This window comes from Pseudomonas sp. HMSC057H01 (assembly GCF_001836405.1).
In the GTDB taxonomy this organism is placed as follows: Bacteria; Pseudomonadota; Gammaproteobacteria; order Pseudomonadales; family Pseudomonadaceae; genus Pseudomonas; species Pseudomonas aeruginosa.
Genome location: NZ_KV828478.1, coordinates 125,418 through 142,386 on the forward strand (window position 1 = coordinate 125,418; position 16,969 = coordinate 142,386).

The 16,969-nt window shown below is 69.2% G+C and carries 11 protein-coding genes and 1 pseudogene; 3 read left to right on the top strand and 9 right to left on the bottom strand.

Annotated elements, in window-relative coordinates; translation table 11 throughout:
- Positions 1–27 precede the first annotated feature (27 nt).
- Genes HMPREF2581_RS17890 through glgB form a run of 3 tightly spaced genes read left to right on the top strand, consistent with a single transcriptional unit; the run spans position 28 to position 7,530 of the window.
- Positions 28–2,022, top strand: a complete 1,995-nt coding sequence (locus tag HMPREF2581_RS17890; protein ID WP_003109862.1) for an alpha-1,4-glucan--maltose-1-phosphate maltosyltransferase — start codon at positions 28–30, stop codon at positions 2,020–2,022.
- 10 nt (positions 2,023–2,032) lie between these two features.
- Positions 2,033–5,335, top strand: a complete 3,303-nt coding sequence (gene treS, locus HMPREF2581_RS17895) for a maltose alpha-D-glucosyltransferase (protein WP_003139562.1) — start codon at positions 2,033–2,035, stop codon at positions 5,333–5,335.
- Complete coding sequence (gene glgB / locus HMPREF2581_RS17900) at positions 5,332–7,530, top strand: 1,4-alpha-glucan branching protein GlgB (protein ID WP_003139561.1); 2,199 nt, start codon at positions 5,332–5,334, stop codon at positions 7,528–7,530. The genes treS and glgB overlap by 4 nt, the downstream gene beginning before the upstream one ends.
- A gap of 1 nt (position 7,531) precedes the next feature.
- On the opposite strand, the gene HMPREF2581_RS17905 is transcribed toward glgB, so the two are convergent.
- The 9 genes and pseudogenes from HMPREF2581_RS17905 to HMPREF2581_RS17945 form a co-directional block, all read right to left on the bottom strand.
- On the bottom strand, positions 7,532–8,527 hold the full coding sequence (locus HMPREF2581_RS17905) for a lysylphosphatidylglycerol synthase domain-containing protein (RefSeq protein ID WP_003132150.1): 996 nt from the start codon (positions 8,525–8,527) through the stop codon (positions 7,532–7,534).
- Positions 8,524–9,729, bottom strand: a complete 1,206-nt coding sequence (clsB, locus tag HMPREF2581_RS17910) for a cardiolipin synthase ClsB (protein ID WP_003109858.1) — start codon at positions 9,727–9,729, stop codon at positions 8,524–8,526. Before clsB ends, HMPREF2581_RS17905 begins: the two co-directional genes overlap by 4 nt.
- Positions 9,726–10,463, bottom strand: a complete 738-nt coding sequence (locus HMPREF2581_RS17915; protein WP_003118105.1) for an endonuclease/exonuclease/phosphatase family protein — start codon at positions 10,461–10,463, stop codon at positions 9,726–9,728. The genes clsB and HMPREF2581_RS17915 overlap by 4 nt, the downstream gene beginning before the upstream one ends.
- Positions 10,460–11,398, bottom strand: coding sequence for a DUF72 domain-containing protein (locus HMPREF2581_RS17920; RefSeq protein WP_003139560.1), 939 nt, complete (start codon positions 11,396–11,398; stop codon positions 10,460–10,462). The genes HMPREF2581_RS17915 and HMPREF2581_RS17920 overlap by 4 nt, the downstream gene beginning before the upstream one ends.
- Positions 11,399–11,401: 3 nt before the next feature.
- Entirely contained in the window at positions 11,402–12,649 is a 1,248-nt protein-coding gene (locus HMPREF2581_RS17925; RefSeq protein ID WP_003088939.1) for a zinc-dependent alcohol dehydrogenase, read from the bottom strand.
- 66 nt (positions 12,650–12,715) lie between these two features.
- Positions 12,716–13,132 (bottom strand): CBS domain-containing protein, encoded by a 417-nt coding sequence (locus HMPREF2581_RS17930; protein ID WP_003088942.1) that lies wholly within the window; start codon positions 13,130–13,132, stop codon positions 12,716–12,718.
- Positions 13,133–13,231: 99 nt separating this feature from the next.
- Positions 13,232–15,382: a glycogen debranching protein GlgX gene (gene glgX / locus HMPREF2581_RS17935; RefSeq protein WP_003132147.1), complete on the bottom strand. Its 2,151-nt coding sequence runs from the start codon at positions 15,380–15,382 to the stop codon at positions 13,232–13,234.
- A gap of 12 nt (positions 15,383–15,394) precedes the next feature.
- Positions 15,395–15,700 carry a DUF2934 domain-containing protein gene (locus HMPREF2581_RS17940; protein WP_003088948.1) on the bottom strand — a complete coding sequence of 102 codons (306 nt, stop codon included), beginning with the start codon at positions 15,698–15,700 and terminating at the stop codon, positions 15,395–15,397.
- Positions 15,697–16,969 (bottom strand): annotated as a pseudogene (locus HMPREF2581_RS17945) (malto-oligosyltrehalose synthase); the annotation flags it as partial. The pseudogene HMPREF2581_RS17945 and the gene HMPREF2581_RS17940, both read right to left, overlap by 4 nt.

Below are 16,969 nucleotides of genomic sequence, written 5' to 3' on the forward strand. Positions count from 1 at the left end.
ACCCACGTCCCGGAGGAGCGCGCCTCGATGAGTTCGATTGTCCGCAACAGCGACGATGATCCGCTGGTCATCGCCATCCAGCAGCCCCGTATCGCCATCGAGTCGGTCAGCCCGGTGGTGGAAGAGGGCGCCTATCCCGCGAAGACCGAGAGCGACCGCGACCTGCGCCTGGCCGCGCGAATCTTCACCGATGGCCATGAGGTACTCGGTGCCGAGGTGGTCTGGCGGCGTGTCGGGGAAACCGCGGAGCGGCGCCTGCCGCTGCTGCCCGAAGGCAACGATTTCTGGAGCGCGCAGCTGCGCACGCCGCCCTGCGGCCGCCTGTACTTCCGTATCGAAGCCTGGATCGACCGTTTTGCCGGCTACCGCCGCGAACTGCGCGCCAAGCATGGCGCGCGCCTGCCGCTGGACCTGGAGCTGCGCGAGGGCGACGAACTGCTGCAGCGCTGCGCCGAGCGCGGCGGTCCGGAGATCGCCGCCGCCTGTGCGCCGCTGGCCGAACGCCTGCAGGCCTGCCAGAGCGTCGAGGAGCGGGTGGCGCTGTGGCTGGCGGCGCAGACCGGCGAACTGTTGCGTCTGGTCGGCCCGCGCGAGCACCTGGTGCGCAGCCGCGAATACCCGCTGGAGGTGGAGCGACCGCTGGCGCGCTTCGCCAGTTGGTACGAGCTGTTCCCTCGCTCGGAAAGCGGCGACCCGACACGCCACGGTACCTTCGACGACGTGATCCGGCGCCTGCCGCAGATCGCCGCGATGGGCTTCGACGTTCTCTATTTCCCGCCGATCCACCCCATCGGCCGCACCCATCGCAAGGGCCGCAACAATTCCTTGCGTGCCGAGGCCGGCGACCCCGGCAGCCCGTATGCGATCGGCAGCGAGGAGGGCGGCCACGAGGCGATCCATCCCGAACTGGGCGACCGCGAGGATTTCCGCCGGCTGCTCGTTGCGGTGCGCGAGCACGGCATGGAACTGGCGCTGGACTTCGCCATCCAGTGCTCCCCCGACCACCCCTGGCTGCGCGAGCATCCCGGCTGGTTCGCCTGGCGTCCGGACGGTAGCTTGCGCTACGCGGAGAACCCGCCGAAGAAGTACGAGGACATCGTCAACGTCGACTTCTACGCCGAACAGGCCCTGCCGAGCCTGTGGGAAGCCTTGCGCGACGTGGTGCTGGGCTGGGTCGAGCAGGGCGTGACGCTGTTTCGCGTCGACAACCCGCACACCAAGCCACTGCCGTTCTGGGAGTGGCTGATCGCCGAGGTGCGCGGCCGCCATCCGCAGGTGATCTTCCTTTCCGAGGCGTTCACCCGCCCGGCGATGATGGCGCGCCTGGGCAAGGTCGGCTTCAGCCAGAGCTACACCTATTTCACCTGGCGCAACGACAAGCAGGAACTGGCGGAGTACTTCGCCGAACTCAACCAGCCACCCTGGCGCGACTGCTACCGGCCGAACTTCTTCGTCAACACCCCGGACATCAATCCCTGGTTCCTGCAACGCTCCGGCCGCCCCGGCTTCCTCATCCGTGCCGCCCTGGCGACCATGGGGTCGGGGCTGTGGGGCATGTACTCCGGCTTCGAGCTGTGCGAGGCGGCGGCCTTGCCGGGCAAGGAGGAGTACCTCGACTCGGAGAAATACCAGTTGCGTCCGCGCGACTACCAGGCGCCGGGCAACATCGTCGCCGAGATCGCCCGGCTCAACCGCATCCGCCGGGAAAACCCGGCATTGCAGACGCACCTCGGGTTCCAGGCCTACAACGCCTGGAACGACCGCATCCTGTATTTCGGCAAGCGCACCGCGGACCTCGCCAACTTCGTCCTGGTGGCGGTCTGCCTGGACCCGCACGAAGCCCAGGAGGCGCATTTCGAACTGCCGCTGTGGGAGTTCGGCCTGCCCGACGACGCCAGCCTCCAGGGCGAGGACCTGATGAACGGGCATCGCTGGGTCTGGCACGGCAAGGTCCAGTGGATGCGCATCGAACCCTGGCACCTGCCGTTCGGCATCTGGCGCGTGCGGCGCGTCGACGCATAAGGAGAAACCCATGGCCAGACGCGAGAAACCGGTCTTTCTCAACGACCCGCAATGGTACAAGGACGCGGTGATCTACCAGGTCCACGTGAAATCCTTCTACGACGCCAACAACGATGGCATCGGCGACTTCGCCGGGCTGATCGAGAAGCTCGACTACATCGCCGACCTCGGCGTGAACACTCTCTGGCTGCTGCCGTTCTACCCGTCGCCACGCCGCGACGACGGCTACGACATCGCCCAGTACCGTGGCGTGCACAGCGACTATGGCAGCCTCGCCGACGCCCGCCGGTTCATCGCCGAGGCCCATCGACGCGGTCTGCGGGTGATTACCGAGCTGGTGATCAACCACACCTCCGACCAGCATCCCTGGTTCATCCGCGCCCGCCACGCGAAGAAGGGGTCGCGCGCCCGCGACTACTACGTCTGGTCGGACAGCGACGAGAAATACCAGGGTACGCGGATCATCTTCATCGACACCGAGCAGTCCAACTGGACCTGGGACCCGGTAGCCCAACAGTACTACTGGCACCGCTTCTATTCCCACCAGCCGGACCTGAACTTCGACAACCCGCAGGTCCTGCGCGAGGTCCTCGGGGTGATGCGCTACTGGCTGGACATGGGCGTCGACGGCCTGCGCCTGGACGCGATTCCCTACCTGATCGAACGCGACGGCACCAGCAGCGAGAACCTGCCGGAGACCCACCAGGTGCTCAAGCGCATCCGCGCCGAGCTGGACGCGCACTATCCCGACCGCATGCTGCTGGCCGAGGCCAACCAGTGGCCGGAAGACACCCGGCCGTACTTCGGCGGCGAGGATGGCGGCGAGGGCGACGAATGCCACATGGCCTTCCACTTCCCGCTGATGCCGCGCATGTACATGGCCATCGCCCAGGAGGATCGCTATCCGATCACCGACATCCTGCGCCAGACCCCGGACATCCCGGCCAATTGCCAATGGGCGATCTTCCTGCGCAACCACGACGAGCTGACCCTGGAGATGGTCACCGACGACGAGCGCGACTATCTCTGGAACCACTATGCCGCCGACCGCCGCGCGCGCCTCAACCTGGGCATCCGCCGGCGCCTGGCGCCGCTGGTGGAGCGTGACCGGCGGCGCATCGAGCTGCTGCACAGCCTGCTGTTGTCGATGCCGGGCACGCCGACCCTGTACTACGGCGACGAGATCGGCATGGGCGACAACATCTACCTCGGCGACCGCGACGGCGTGCGGACCCCGATGCAGTGGTCGGTGGACCGCAACGGCGGCTTCTCCCGCGCCGACCCGGCGAAGCTGGTGCTGCCGCCGATCCTCGACCCGCTGTACGGCTACCAGACGATCAACGTCGAGGCGCAGGCGCGCGACCCGCATTCGCTGCTCAACTGGATGCGCCGCCTGCTCGCCGTGCGCAGCCAGCAGAAGGCCTTCGGCCGCGGCAGCCTGAAGATGCTCGCGCCGAGCAACCGACGGATCCTCGCCTACCTGCGCGAATACGCCGAGGGCGAACGGCAGGACAGCATCCTCTGCGTGGCCAACCTGTCGCGCGCGGCCCAGGCGGTGGAACTGGACCTCGCCAGCCATGCCGGCAAGGTGCCGGTGGAGATGATCGGCGGCATGTCGTTCCCGCCGATCGGCGAGCTGACCTACCTGCTGACCCTGCCGCCCTACGGCTTCTACTGGTTCTACCTGGCCGACGCGACGCAGATGCCGAGCTGGCACGTGGCCGCCGACGAGCGCCTGCCGGAACTGCCGACCCTGGTGGTCAAGCAGCGCCTCGGCGAGCTGCTGCAGGGCGCATCGCGGAACATCCTGGAAGGCGAGACACTGCCGGCCTACCTGCCGAAGCGCCGCTGGTTCGCCGGCGAGAAAGGCCAGCCACGGCTCTGCTACATCGTTCCGCTGGACGAGGCGGAGCCGCGCTGTGCGCTGTGCGAAGTGGAGATCGACGGGCTGCGCTACCAGTTGCCGCTGGGCTTCCTCGACGCCGACCAGCGCGGCGACAGCCTGCCTCAGTTGCTGGCCCTGGCGCGCCTGCGGCGCGGGCGCAAGGTCGGCCTGCTGACCGACGCCGCCAGCCTGCCGCTGTTCGCCCGCAAGGTCCTCGCGCAACTCCGCGCCGAGGCGGTGATCGCCCACGGCGACGGCGAGATCCAGTTCATCCCGGCGGCGGGACTGGCGGAACTGGACGACATCGCCGACGAAGACGTCCTGCCGTTCTCGGTGGAACAGTCCAACAGCTCGATCCGCTTCGGCGAGCGCATGGTCCTCAAGGTGCTGCGCAAGATCCTTCCGGGGCTGCACCCGGAAATCGAGGTCGGCGGCTACCTGACCCGCCACGGCTACCCCGGCATCGCCCCGTTGCTCGGCGAGGTACGGCGGGTCGGCGCGGATGGCGAGCCGCACACGCTGATGATCCTGCAGGGCTACCTGAACAACCAGGGCGACGCCTGGAACTGGACCCTGGACAACCTGGAGCGAGCCGTGCGCGACGAGATATCCGCGGCCAGCGAGGCGCTCGAAGGGCAATACGACAGCCTCGCCGAACTGCGCGGCTTCGCCGCCAACCTCGGCGCCCGGCTCGGCGAGATGCACAGCGTACTGGCCGGCGAGTCGGACGATCCGGCCTTCGGCAGCCGCGAGAGCGACGAAGCCAGCGTCCAGGCCTGGGCGCTGCGCATCGCCGAACAGTTGCGCGAAGCCGGCAAACGCCTGAGCGAGCCGCCACGGCCGTTGCAGGGCGAGGCGGCGGAACAGGCGCGGCGCCTGCTGGAACGCCTGCCGGCGCTGCTCGAACGCCTGCCGCTGCTGGCCCGGCAAGCAGCCGGCGGGCTGCTGATCAGGGTTCACGGCGACCTGCACCTGGGCCAGGTGCTGATGGTCCAGGGCGACGCACGCTTCATCGACTTCGAGGGCGAGCCGGCGCGCAGCCTGGAAGAGCGCCGCCAGCGCCACAGTCCGATGAAGGACGTCGGCGGCATGCTGCGCTCGTTCGACTACGCGGCGGCGATGGTCCTGCGCAACGCGCAGAGCACCGATAGCTCGGAACAGGCCGACAGCGCCCGGCGCAAGGTCGCCATGCGCTATCGCAGCGAAGCCCGCGACGCCTTCCTGGTCGGCTACCGCGCCGCCGCAGCGGGCCTCGCGCACGCCTGGCACGGCCGCGAAGGCGAGGGCGCGGCGCTGGTCCTGGCCTGCCTGGAAAAGGCCGCCTACGAACTGCTCTACGAAGCCGACTACCGCCCCGACTGGCTGGAAGTGCCTCTCGCCGGTCTGGCCGAACTCACCGAACACCTCCTGAAGGGCAAGAACCGATGAGCGAACCGATGTCCGAACGCGAACGCTGGCAACTGGAGCTGGACAAGCTGCAGCGCGGCCTGCAGGGCGATCCATTCGCCTTCCTCGGCCCGCAGCGCGACCCCGGCGGCGAAGGCGGCGTGCTGCGCGCCTACCTGCCCGGCGCGCAGCGCGTCGAGCTGCTCGACGAAGACGGCGCGACGCTCGCCGAACTGGAGCAGAGCGACCCCGGCAGCGGCTTGTTCCAGCGCCGCCTGGAGCGCCTGCCGCCGCGCTACCGCCTGCGCGTGCACTGGCCGGACGGCGTGCAGGAAAGCGAAGACCCCTATGCCTTCGGGCCGTTGCTCGGCGAACTCGACCTTTACCTGTTCGCCGAAGGCAACCACCGCCAACTGGCCTCCTGCCTGGGCGCGCAACTGACCCGTCACGAAGGCGTGGAGGGCGTGCGCTTCGCGGTCTGGGCGCCGAACGCCGTGCGCGTCTCGGTGGTCGGCGATTTCAACGGCTGGGACGGGCGCCGTCACCCGATGCGACGACGCTATCCCTCCGGCGTCTGGGAACTGTTCGTCCCGCGCCTCGGCGAGGGCGAACTGTACAAGTACGAGTTGCAGGGCCACGACGGCCTCCTGCCGCTGAAGGCCGACCCCCTGGCGCTGGCCTGCGAGACGCCGCCCGGAACCGCTTCGAAGACCTGCGCGGCGTTGCGCCACGAGTGGCGCGACCAGGACTGGCTGGCCCGGCGCGCGGAGCGCCAGGGCTATGCGGCACCGCTGTCGATCTACGAAGTCCACGCCGGCTCCTGGCGCCACCGCGACGGCCGGCCGCCGCACTGGTCGGAACTGGCGGAGGAGCTGATTCCCTACGTGCGCCAGCTCGGCTTCACCCATATCGAGCTGATGCCGGTGATGGAACATCCCTTCGGCGGCTCCTGGGGCTACCAGCCGCTCGGGTTGTTCGCCCCCACCGCGCGCTACGGCACGCCGGAGGACTTCGCCGCGTTCGTCGACGCCTGCCACCAGGCCGGCATCGGCGTGATCCTCGACTGGGTGCCGGCGCATTTTCCCACCGACGCCCACGGCCTGGGCCGTTTCGACGGCACGGCGCTGTACGAGTACGAACATCCCTTCGAAGGCTTCCACCAGGACTGGGATACCTACATCTACAACCTTGGCCGCAGCGAGGTGCACGGCTTCATGCTGGCCTCGGCGCTGCACTGGCTGCGCACCTACCACGTCGACGGCCTGCGGGTGGATGCGGTGGCCTCGATGCTCTACCGCGACTATTCGCGCAAGGAAGGCGAATGGCTGCCGAACCGCCATGGCGGCCGGGAGAACCTGGAGGCCATCGACTTCCTCCATCACCTCAACCAGGTGGTCGCCAGCGAGACCCCCGGCGCGCTGGTGATCGCCGAGGAATCCACCGCCTGGCCCGGCGTCAGCCGTCCGGTGGCGGAGGGCGGCCTGGGCTTCAGCCATAAGTGGAACATGGGCTGGATGCACGACAGCCTGGCGTACATCGGCGAAGACCCGCTGCACCGGCGCTATCACCACCACCAGTTGACCTTCGGCCTGCTCTACGCCTTCTCCGAGCATTTCATCCTGCCGATCTCCCACGACGAGGTGGTACATGGCAAGCACTCGCTACTGGACAAGATGCCCGGCGACCGCTGGCAGAAGTTCGCCAACCTGCGCCTGTACCTGAGCTTCATGTGGTCGCACCCGGGCAAGAAGCTGCTGTTCATGGGCTGCGAGTTCGGCCAGTGGCGCGAGTGGAACCACGACGGCGAACTGGACTGGTACCTGCTGCGCTATCCGGAGCATCAGGGCGTACAGGATCTGGTGGCGGCCCTCAACCGGCTGTACCGCGATCTCCCCGCACTGCATGCGCGCGACGGCGAGGCGCTCGGCTTCGAATGGCTGATCGGCGACGACCAGGCGAACAGTGTCTACGCCTGGCTGCGCCACGCGGCCGGCGAGCCATCGCTGCTGGCGGTACACAATTTCACCCCGGTGCCGCGCCAGGGCTATCGGATCGGCGTACCGCAAGGCGGCGACTGGGACGTGCTGCTCAATAGCGACGCCCAGGCGTTCGCCGGTTCCGGCTCAGGCAGCCAGGGCCGCGTCTCCAGCGAGTCGTGCGGCGCCCATGGCCAGGCGCAGTCGCTGCTGCTCGACCTGCCGCCGCTGGGCACGCTGCTGCTGCGTCCGGCCGGCTGATTCAGGCCTGGCCCTGGCGCAGGCGGCGCTGTTTGCGGCGCAGGCGGATCGCCCGGCGCTCCAACAGCAGGTAGACCACGCAGGCCAGCGCCAGGGGTAGGAGGAAATACAGCACCCGGTAGCCGATCAACGCGGCCAGCAGCACGCCCTGGGACAGGCGCCCCTGGAGCAGGGCGATGAACACCGCTTCGAGCACCCCGAGCCCGGCCGGGATATGGGTGATGACCCCGGCGATGCTGCTGATCAGGAGGATCGCCAGGACGCTCGGGTAATCCACGCCGTGCGGCAGCAGGCTGTACAGCAGCAACGCCATCAGCGACCAGTTGCTCGCTCCGAGCAGGCCTTGAAGGGCCGCCAGCCGCCAGGACGGCAGGGTCAGCCGATGCTCGCGCCAGCCCCAGGCGCGGCGTCGGGCGAAACGGCAGGCCAGCAGGTAGCCGGCGGCCAGCGCCAGGAGCAGGGCGCCGATCAGGCGCAGGCCGTCGCTGCCGAGCTTCCAGCCCGGCGGCAAGGCCGGCAGGCCGCAGCTGAACAGGATGCCGGCGAGCAGCAGGTAGCCGAACCAATTGGTCACCAGGCTGAAGGTGAGGATCCGGGTGATGTCGGCGATGCCCAGGCCGAGCCGGCTGTACAGGCGATAGCGCAGCGCCACGGCGCCGACCCAGGAACTCAGGTTGAGGTTGAACGCATTGCACACGAAGGCCACGGTGAAGACCCGCCGCTTGGGCAGCGAGTGGCCGATGTAGTAGCGGCTGAGCAGGTCGAAACTGCTGAACACCGTATAGCCGGCGGCCGCCAGCAGCAGTCCGAGGAACAGGGTCGCGGGGCGATACTCGCCGAGGGCGTGGCGGACTTCCTGCCAGTCGAGATTCTTCACCAGGAGGAACAGCAGCACCGGGACCAGCACGAAGAACGCCAGGGTCAGTAGCCTGCGCAGCCAGCGCCAGTGAGCGCGGCGTGGCGCCGCCGAGGCAGTTGCGTGACCGCCGCCGTTCATGGGTTGCCCCGCTGGCCCTGGCGTTCCTGCCAGCGCCGCGACGGACGCGGCTCCAGCGATTTCAGGCGCGGCAGATGGGCGGGTACCCAACCGGCGATGGCCGGGAAATGCCGGGAAAAGTGGAAGCCGAGGAAGATCAGCGGCGCCCGCCACCAGTAGCCGCGCCTGGCGTGGCGGCGGCTGATGCGCCGGCAGTGGCGGCGCGCCAGCTCGCGCAGGTGCTGGTAGAGCTGGCCGTTGAAGGCGACGTCGTGGATCACCAGGTTGGCCTCCAGGTTCAGCGACAGGCTGAGGGGATCGAGATTGCTCGAACCGATGGTCGACCAGTCGTCGTCGATCACCGCGACCTTGCCGTGCAGCGGACGCTGGCAGTATTCGTGGATACGCACGCCCTCGCGCAGCAGGTAGTCGTAGAGCAGCCGGCTGCACAGGCGCACCAGCGGCATGTCCGGCATGCCCTGTAGTACCAGGTCGACGCGCACGCCGCGGCGCGCCGCATCGCGCAGCTCGCGAAGCAGGCGGTAGCCGGGGAAGAAATAGGCGTTGGCGATCAGCAGGCGCCGCCGCGCCTGGCGGATCGCTTGCAGGTACTCGCGCTCGATGTCGTCGCTGGACTGGTCGTTGTCGCGGATCACCAGGCGCACACGCGCCGGCTGCCCGGCGCCCGACGGCCGCAACGGCGGGTAGTCGGCGTCCGGTTCGAGCAGCGCCAGGCAGGCCTGGCGGATATCGCGCACCACCGGGCCCTCGACGCGCACCGCGTAGTCCTGCTTGGCCATGTTGCCGCGACGCACCAGGTGGTCCTCGCCGTAGTTGATGCCGCCGACGAAGGCCTGCTGGCGATCGATCACCACCAGCTTGCGGTGCAACCGGCGAAACAGGTTGGTACGCATGCCGAGCAGGCGCGGGCGCGGGTCGAACAGGTGCACGCGAACCCCGGCGGCGGTGAGCCTGGCCAGGTAGTCCGTGCTGAGCGAGGCGGTGCCGTAGCCGTCCACCGTGACCTGTACCTCGACACCGCGCTCGGCGGCGGCGCTGAGGGCTTCCTGCAACTGCCGGCCGACCTCGTCCTCGAAGATGATGAAGGTTTCCAGGAGGATCTCCCGGCGCGCCTCGGCGATGCACTGGAACAGGCGCGGAAAGTACTCTTCGCCGTTGATCAGCAGTTCTACGCGGTTGCCGTCGCGCCAGGGGAAGTTCATGGCTCCACCTCCACCGCCAGCGGCAGGTGGTCGGACAGGTGCGACCAGGGCCGCCGCGAGAGGATGCGCGGCTGGCGCCCGCGTGCATTGCGCAGGTAGATGCGGTCCAGCGGCAGCACCGGCCAGCGCGCCGGGAAGCTGCGCGCCGGCCGGCCCTGGGCGCCGACGAAGACTTCGCGCAGGCCGCAACCGGCGAGCAGTTGGTCGGCGCGCTGGCGCCAGTCGTTGAAGTCGCCGGCGACCACCACCGGCTCGCGCTCCGGCAGGCCCGCCACCAGCTCGCAGAGCAGTTGCAACTGGCGCTGGCGCTGCGCCTCGCGCAATCCCAGGTGCACGCAGACCGCGTGCAGCGGACGGCCGATGTCGATCACCGCATGCAACAGGCCGCGTTCCTCGTTGCCCGCCACCGAGACGTCGAGGTTGCGGTGGGCGAGGATCGGATGCTTGGAGAGCACGGCATTGCCATGGTGGCCTTCGGGATACACCGCGTTGCGCCCGTAGGCGAACTGCGGCCACATGCTGTCGGCCAGATACTCGTATTGCGGCGCCGGCGGCCAGGACGGCAGGCGCGCGGCGTGCAGGCTATGGGAGCCGAGGACCTCCTGGAGGAACACCAGGTCGGCACCGACGCTGCGCACCGCTTCGCGCAACTCCGGCAGGATGAAGCGCCGATTGAACGGGTTGAAACCCTTGTGGGTGTTCACCGTCAGCACCTGCAGGCGCGGCAGGATCATGCGGCACTCTCCCGCAGGTCATCGGGCAACTGTCCGGGCACCGTGCGCAGGCTGCCGTCGAGTTCCAGCAGCTGCAGGAGGCGCCGGGCGTCGTAAGGTGCGCGCACCTTGACGTCGTTGTCGAAGTAGCAGTACAGGTCGCGCGCCGTCGCCTTCGCCGGTGCGTCCTGGCTGGCCCGGCGCAGGTCGTCGGCCTGGCCGCCGCTGGCCCAGGCGTGGATCCGTGCCTGCCACTGGCCCAGGGCCGCTTCCGAGTAGCCGCTGCGGTACAGCTCCTTGTCGCCATGCAGGCGCAGGTAGAGGAAGTCGGCGCAGACGTCGCCGAGCAGCGGCCACTTGCCGGCGGTATCGGCCACCACCAGGGCCACCCGGTATTCGCGCAGCAGCTCGATGAACGTCGGGTCGACGAAGCTCTCATGGCGGATTTCCACGGCATGCCGCAGGCGCTGCGCCGGATCGCCGTCGAGGTAGCCCTCGCGGTGCAGGCGCGCGGCGCTGTGCCGGGCGAGCTTCTGCGCGGCGGCGCCGTCGCGCGGCAGGCGGGCGAGGAAGTCGGCGAACAGCTCGCGGTCGAAGCGCATGCTCGGCGGGAACTGCCAGAGGAACGGGCCGAGGCGCTGGCGCAGGGCGAGGGGGCCGGAGGCGAAGAAGTTCGCCAGCGGCTCGTCGATCTCGCGCAGGCGCCGCACGTGGGTGATGTAACGCGGGGCCTTGACGCTGAAAACGAAGTCCTCGGGGGTGTCCTCGGCCCAGCCGCGGAAGCGCTCGGGCGTCTGCAGGGCGTAGAAGGTGCCGTTGATCTCGATGCTGTTCACCGCCCGCGAGGCGAAGCGCAGTTCGTCCTTCTGGCGCAGCCCCTCGGGATAGAAGTCACCTCTCCAGGGGGCGTAGCGCCAGCCGGAAATGCCGATGCGCAGGCGTGCCGGTGCGCTCATGCATCACCCCCGGGCGCCGCTTTCCGGCGTCGGCCGGCGCGCCAGTTCGTCCACCGCGCGTTCGTCGAGGCGTTCCTCGCTGCCCTCGACCTGGCGCTTCTGCGGCACCAGTTCGACCTTGATCCAGCCGGTCTCGCGGCGGTCGAAGGCTTCGAAGGCCTCGATGGCGTCGCCGATCGGCTTCACCTGGGTGAGGATCTTCGCCGGGTCGATGCGTCCGCTGAGCACATGTTCGAGCAGCAGCGGAATGTACTTGCGGTGGTGGCAGTTGCCCATGCGGATGGTCAGGTTGCGGTTCATCGCCAGGCCGATGGGAAACTGCCGCGAGTCTTCGGCGTAGACGCCGATGATCGACAGGGTGCCGGCCTTGGCCAGGCCCTGCACCGCCCACTCCAGGGCCTGTGCGGGGGCGTTGCCGGGACTCCAGCTGGTGCCCTCCTGGCGCGGCGCCGGGGTGGCGGTGCCATGGCTGTGCTCGGCGTCCACGCCGACGGCGTCGATGGCGCGGTCCACGCCGATCCCGGCGGTCAGCCAGCGCAGGGCCTGGACCGGATCCTCGCGCTCGAAGTCGATCACTTCGGCGCCTTGCTGGCGGGCCATGTGCAGGCGGTCCGGGTGGCGGTCGATGGCGAACACCCGGGCGGCGCCGAGGAGCAACGCGCTGGCGATGGCGAACTGGCCGACCGGACCGCAGCCGAACACGGCGACGGTGTTGCCGGGGGCGATACCGGCCAGTTCGGCGCCGAAGTAACCGGTGGGGAAGATGTCCGACAGGAGTATCGCCTGGTCGTCGCTGATGCTGCTGGGCAGGCGGATCAGGCCGATGTTGGCATAGGGAATCCGCGCTTTCTCGGCTTGCAGCCCATGGAAGCCGCCGTTGGCCCGGGGACCGCCGAAGAACGCGGTGCCGGCCTGGCTGCCGCCGGGGTTGGCGACGTCGCACTGGGCGTAGTAGCCGGCTCGGCAATACACGCAATTGCCGCAGGCAATGGTCGAGGGAATCACCACCCGGTCGCCGACCTGCAGGTTGCGCACTTCGTCGCCGAGCGCCTCGACGATGCCCACGCCCTCATGGCCGAGGATGGTTCCCGGACGCATGCCGCCGACGCTGCCACGGACGAAGTGCAGGTCGGTGCCGCAGATCGCCGAGGCGGTCAGCCGCACGATGGCGTCGGTGGGTTCCTGCAGGCGCGGCTCCGCCACGTCTTCCAGGCGGATGTCGCCGATGTCATGGAATACCACGGCTTTCATGGCGTTCTCCCGGTTGGGGCCCGGCCTCGGCCGGAACGGCAAAGGCGGGCCGGGTGGAAGAAAGGCTCAGTAGTGGGCCTGGGCGACGCCCTGCAGGACGGTGGCGCTGGAGGCCTGGTCGCGGCAGCTGGCGATGTTGCCCAGGGATACCACGCCGACCAGCCGCTTCTCGCGGTTGAGCACCGGCAGGCGGCGCATCTGGATGTCGGCCATGTTGCGGGCCACGTGCTGGACGTCTTCGTCTTCGAAGCAATAGTGGATGTCGCCGCTCATGATGCGGCCCAGCGGGGTATCCCCGGACAGGCCGCCGGCCACCGCGCGGATGGCGATGTCGCGATCGGTGATCATCCCGACCAGGCGGTCGCCTTCGCCGACCAGCAGGGCGCCGCTGTCGATCCTCGCCATGGTGGCGGCCGCCTCGCGGATGCTCTGCTGCGGGTCGGCGACCTGGACGTTGCGGGTCATGATGTCGCTGATCTTCATGCTGTCCTCCTGTGTAGGGTGGATGTGCAGGCGCCGCGTGCGGCACCTAAAGGTTCCGACTGGAGGTGCCGGGGGCGGTTCAGCTTTTTTCCCCGCCGTTCATCCTTCCGCTCCGGCGCCCGGCGGTTGTAGCTCGAACAGCAGGAAACTGCGGCCGCCGACCAGGAACTCGCTGGCGAACGGGTAGCGTTCGCCGAGCGGGTCCTCCGGCCGCTGGGTATCCAGCAGGCAGGACCAGCCGCTGCCTTCGGCCACCTCGGGAAGACGGAAGGACACCGCGTCGTGGTAGGCATTGAGGATCAGCAGCAGGGTGGCATCCTCACCGCTGCGCAGGATCCCGGTGGGTTGCGCGCGGCCATCGAGGAGCACGCCGAGACAGCGGGCGTGCTCGTCGTGCCAGTGTTCCTCGGTCATCTCCTCGCCGCCGGGCGCCAGCCAGGTGACGTCCTTGACCCCCAGCGCCTCGTTGTACTCGCCGACCAGGAAGCGCCCCCTGCGCAGGATCGGATAGCGTTGGCGCAGGGCCAGCAGGCGCTGGGTGAAGGCCAGCAGCGAACGGCCCTCGTCGTCCAGCCGCCAGTCGATCCAGCCCAGTTCGTTGTCCTGGCAATAGACATTGTTGTTGCCCTGCTGGGTGCGGCTGAACTCGTCGCCGGCGACCAGCATCGGGGTGCCCTGGGACAGCAGCAGGGTGGACAGCAGGTTGCGCATCTGGCGCAGGCGCAGGGCGCGGATCTCCGGGTCGTCGGTGGGGCCCTCGCAGCCGTGGTTCCAGGACAGGTTGTGGTCGCTGCCGTCGGCGTTGTTCTCGCCGTTGGCCTCGTTGTGCTTGTGATCGTAGGAAACCACGTCGCGCAGGGTGAAACCGTCGTGGGCGGTGACGAAGTTCACCGACGCGTAGGGCCGCCGTCCACGCTGGTCGTAGAGATCGCCGGAGGCGGTTAGGCGTCGCGCCAGTTCCGGCAGCATGCCGTCGTCGCCGCGCCAGTAGGCGCGCACGCAATCGCGGAAACGGTCGTTCCATTCCGCCCAGCCAGGCGGGAAGCCGCCGACCTGGTAGCCGCCGGGGCCGCAATCCCAGGGTTCGGCGATCAGCTTGCACTTGCTCAGCACCGGGTCCTGGCGGCAGGCGACGAGGAAGCCGTGGCGCTCGTCGAAACCGTCCGGATGGCGGCCGAGGATGGTCGCCAGGTCGAAGCGGAAGCCGTCCACGCGCATCTCCGTGGCCCAGTAGCGCAGCGAGTCGGTGACCATCTGCAACACGCAGGGGTGGCTGAGGTCGAGGGTGTTTCCGGTGCCGGAATCGTTGATGTAGTAGCGGCGCTGGTCGGGCATCAGGCGGTAGTACGAGGCGTTGTCGATGCCGCGCATGCACAGGGTCGGACCCAGCTCGTTGCCTTCCGCGGTGTGGTTGTAGACCACGTCGAGGATCAGCTCCAGCCCGGCGTCGTGGAGGTGCGCGACCATCTCCTTGAACTCGTTGACCTGGCCGCTGGCGAGGTAGGCCGGGTGCGGGGCGAAGAAGGCGATGCTGTTGTAGCCCCAGTAGTTGCTCATGCCGTTTTCCAACAGGTGCTTGTCGTCGACGAAGCCGTGGATCGGCAGCAGCTCGACGCTGGTCACCCCGAGCCGGCGGATGTGCGCCAGCAGGTCGGCGTTCATCAGCCCGGCGAAGGTCCCGCGAACCGCCTCCGGGACCTGCGGATGGCGCATGCTGAGCCCGCGCAGGTGGGCTTCGTAGATCACCGTGCGGTCCCAGGGGACGCGTACCGGCGGGCGCTCGGCCCAGGTGAAGGCCGGATCGATGACCTTCGACTTGGGCACGAAGGGCGCGCTGTCGCGCTCGTCAAAGCTGAGGTCGGCGTCGGCCGAGCCGATGGTGTAGCCGAACAGCGCCTCAGACCAGCGCAGGCGGCCGACCAACTGCTTGGCGTAGGGATCGAGGAGCAATTTGTTGGGATTGAAGCGGTGGCCGGCATCCGGCTCGTAGGGACCGTGCACCCGGTAGCCGTAGATCTGCCCCGGGTGGGCGTCGGGCAGGTAGCCGTGCCAGATCTCGTCGGTGTACTCGGGCAATTCGATGCGCTCGATCTCCTTTTCCCCGCGCGCGTCGAACAGGCACAGCTCGACCTTGGTCGCGTGGGCCGAGAACAGCGCGAAATTGACGCCGAGGCCGTCCCAGGTGGCGCCAAGGGGGAAGGGGTGCCCTTCGCTGATCCGCGAAGGGGCGGGGCTACGCTTTCTGCTCATGCACTGGACTCCTCATTCGCCCGCTTCGGGCTTGCGGCGGCTGCGCGGCTTGGCCGCCGCCGGTTTTTCGCTGGCGGGCCGCGCCGGGGACGTGGCCCTCGGCTTGCGCGGCTTGGCGGCCGGCGCTTGCAGCAGGGCCGGGGTTTCCTTGGCGGCCTTGGCCCGACCGCGGGTCTTCTTCGGTGCCGCCGCGGCGGCTTCCGCTTCGGCCAGTTGCCGGGCCATGGCCCAGTGGCGTTCGGCCTGGCCGTCGGGGCAGCCCTCGGATTCCCAGATCTGGTAGGCGAACTCTCGTATGCGTTTTTCGTCGGCGCTCATGGGGTCTCCTCCTGGGCGAGGCGGTAAAGCAGGTTGACGGGAAAGTCGGCGAGCACTTCGGACAGGCTCAGGTGCCCGTCGCTGGGCAGCGGCATGGTGGAAAACAGGCCGCTGTAGGTGCATTCGGAGAGACTCGGCGGCAGCAGCAGGCAGGTGTCGCCCCAGGCCTCGGCCGGCACCTGCGGCTGCGTGGCGTGGCCGAGCAGGGCGCAGGCCAGGCGCGGGACCACCACCAGCAGGCAACCGTGACGACTGCGCCGGGCGAAGGCCAGGACCCGCTCGGCATGCTCGCCGCTGACCTCCAGGGGCAGGTAGTCGCCGTCGCGGAACAGGCCCGGCTGCATCCGCCGCAGCCCCAGCACGCGGGCGATCAGGGTCTGCTTGATGCGACCGTCGCGCCAGTGCTCCAGCAGTTCCGGGAAGGGCGTCGGCGTGGCCAGGGCGGCGGCGTGCCGGGCGAAGTCCACCGGCCTCCGGTTGTCCGGGTCGACCAGGCTGAAGTCCCAGTCCTCGCGCCCCTGGTAGAGATCGGGGATACCCGGGCAGGTCAGGCGCAGCAGGCATTGGGCGAGGCCATTCAGGGCCCCGGCCGGCATCAGTCGCGCCGCCGCGTTGCCCAGCGACTGGCGCAGGGCCTGGGCCAGTGGCGCGCGCAGGAGTTGTTCCAGATAGTCGGCGCAGGCGCGCTCGTAGTCTTCGTCGGGCGCGGTCCAGCGCGTGCGCAGCTTGGCTTCGCGCAAGGCCTTGCATTGCCATTCGCGCATCCGCACGAGGAACGCTTGGTCCAGGGCGGCGCCGTCGCAAGGCGCGTCGAGCGGCCAACTGCCGAGCAGGGCCTGGAACAGGATCAGCTCGTCGCCGGGACTCGGCGCCGGCCCCTCGGCGAGGTCGCGGCGTAACGGCGTGGCCAGGCTTTGCCAGTGCTCGACGTTACGCGCGAACCAGGGCGCCAGTTCACTGAGCGCCGCAAGACGGGCGCGGGCGTCCTCGCCGCGCTTGTGGTCATGGCTGGCGGTGGCCAGCAGGGCGCGCGGGCTGGCCAGGCGCCTGGCTTCGCAGGCGGCATGGAATTCCTCGGCGGAAGCGGCGAAGCGCTGCGGGTCGAAGCCGACGTCGTTGCGCGAGAGCAGGGCCGCCGAGCGATAGCAGGCGGTATCCTCCACGGCCTTGGCGGCGGTCGGCGAACTCAACTGCTGGAAGCGCGCCAGCAACTCGCCGCGCAGGCGCCGCAGCGGACCGGGCGGCAGCTCGCGCAGCGGCTGCCCGCCG

Coding starts and splice junctions, on each gene's coding strand:
- HMPREF2581_RS17940 (WP_003088948.1), bottom strand. CDS start 15,700: ATGAGCGCCGACGAAAAACGCATACGAGAGTTCGCCTACCAGATCTGG.
- HMPREF2581_RS17920 (WP_003139560.1), bottom strand. CDS start 11,398: ATGAGCGCACCGGCACGCCTGCGCATCGGCATTTCCGGCTGGCGCTAC.
- HMPREF2581_RS17925 (WP_003088939.1), bottom strand. CDS start 12,649: ATGAAAGCCGTGGTATTCCATGACATCGGCGACATCCGCCTGGAAGAC.
- treS (WP_003139562.1), top strand. CDS start 2,033: ATGGCCAGACGCGAGAAACCGGTCTTTCTCAACGACCCGCAATGGTAC.
- glgX (WP_003132147.1), bottom strand. CDS start 15,382: ATGAGCAGAAAGCGTAGCCCCGCCCCTTCGCGGATCAGCGAAGGGCAC.
- HMPREF2581_RS17890 (WP_003109862.1), top strand. CDS start 28: ATGAGTTCGATTGTCCGCAACAGCGACGATGATCCGCTGGTCATCGCC.
- HMPREF2581_RS17915 (WP_003118105.1), bottom strand. CDS start 10,463: ATGATCCTGCCGCGCCTGCAGGTGCTGACGGTGAACACCCACAAGGGT.
- glgB (WP_003139561.1), top strand. CDS start 5,332: ATGAGCGAACCGATGTCCGAACGCGAACGCTGGCAACTGGAGCTGGAC.
- HMPREF2581_RS17930 (WP_003088942.1), bottom strand. CDS start 13,132: ATGAAGATCAGCGACATCATGACCCGCAACGTCCAGGTCGCCGACCCG.
- clsB (WP_003109858.1), bottom strand. CDS start 9,729: ATGAACTTCCCCTGGCGCGACGGCAACCGCGTAGAACTGCTGATCAAC.
- HMPREF2581_RS17905 (WP_003132150.1), bottom strand. CDS start 8,527: ATGAACGGCGGCGGTCACGCAACTGCCTCGGCGGCGCCACGCCGCGCT.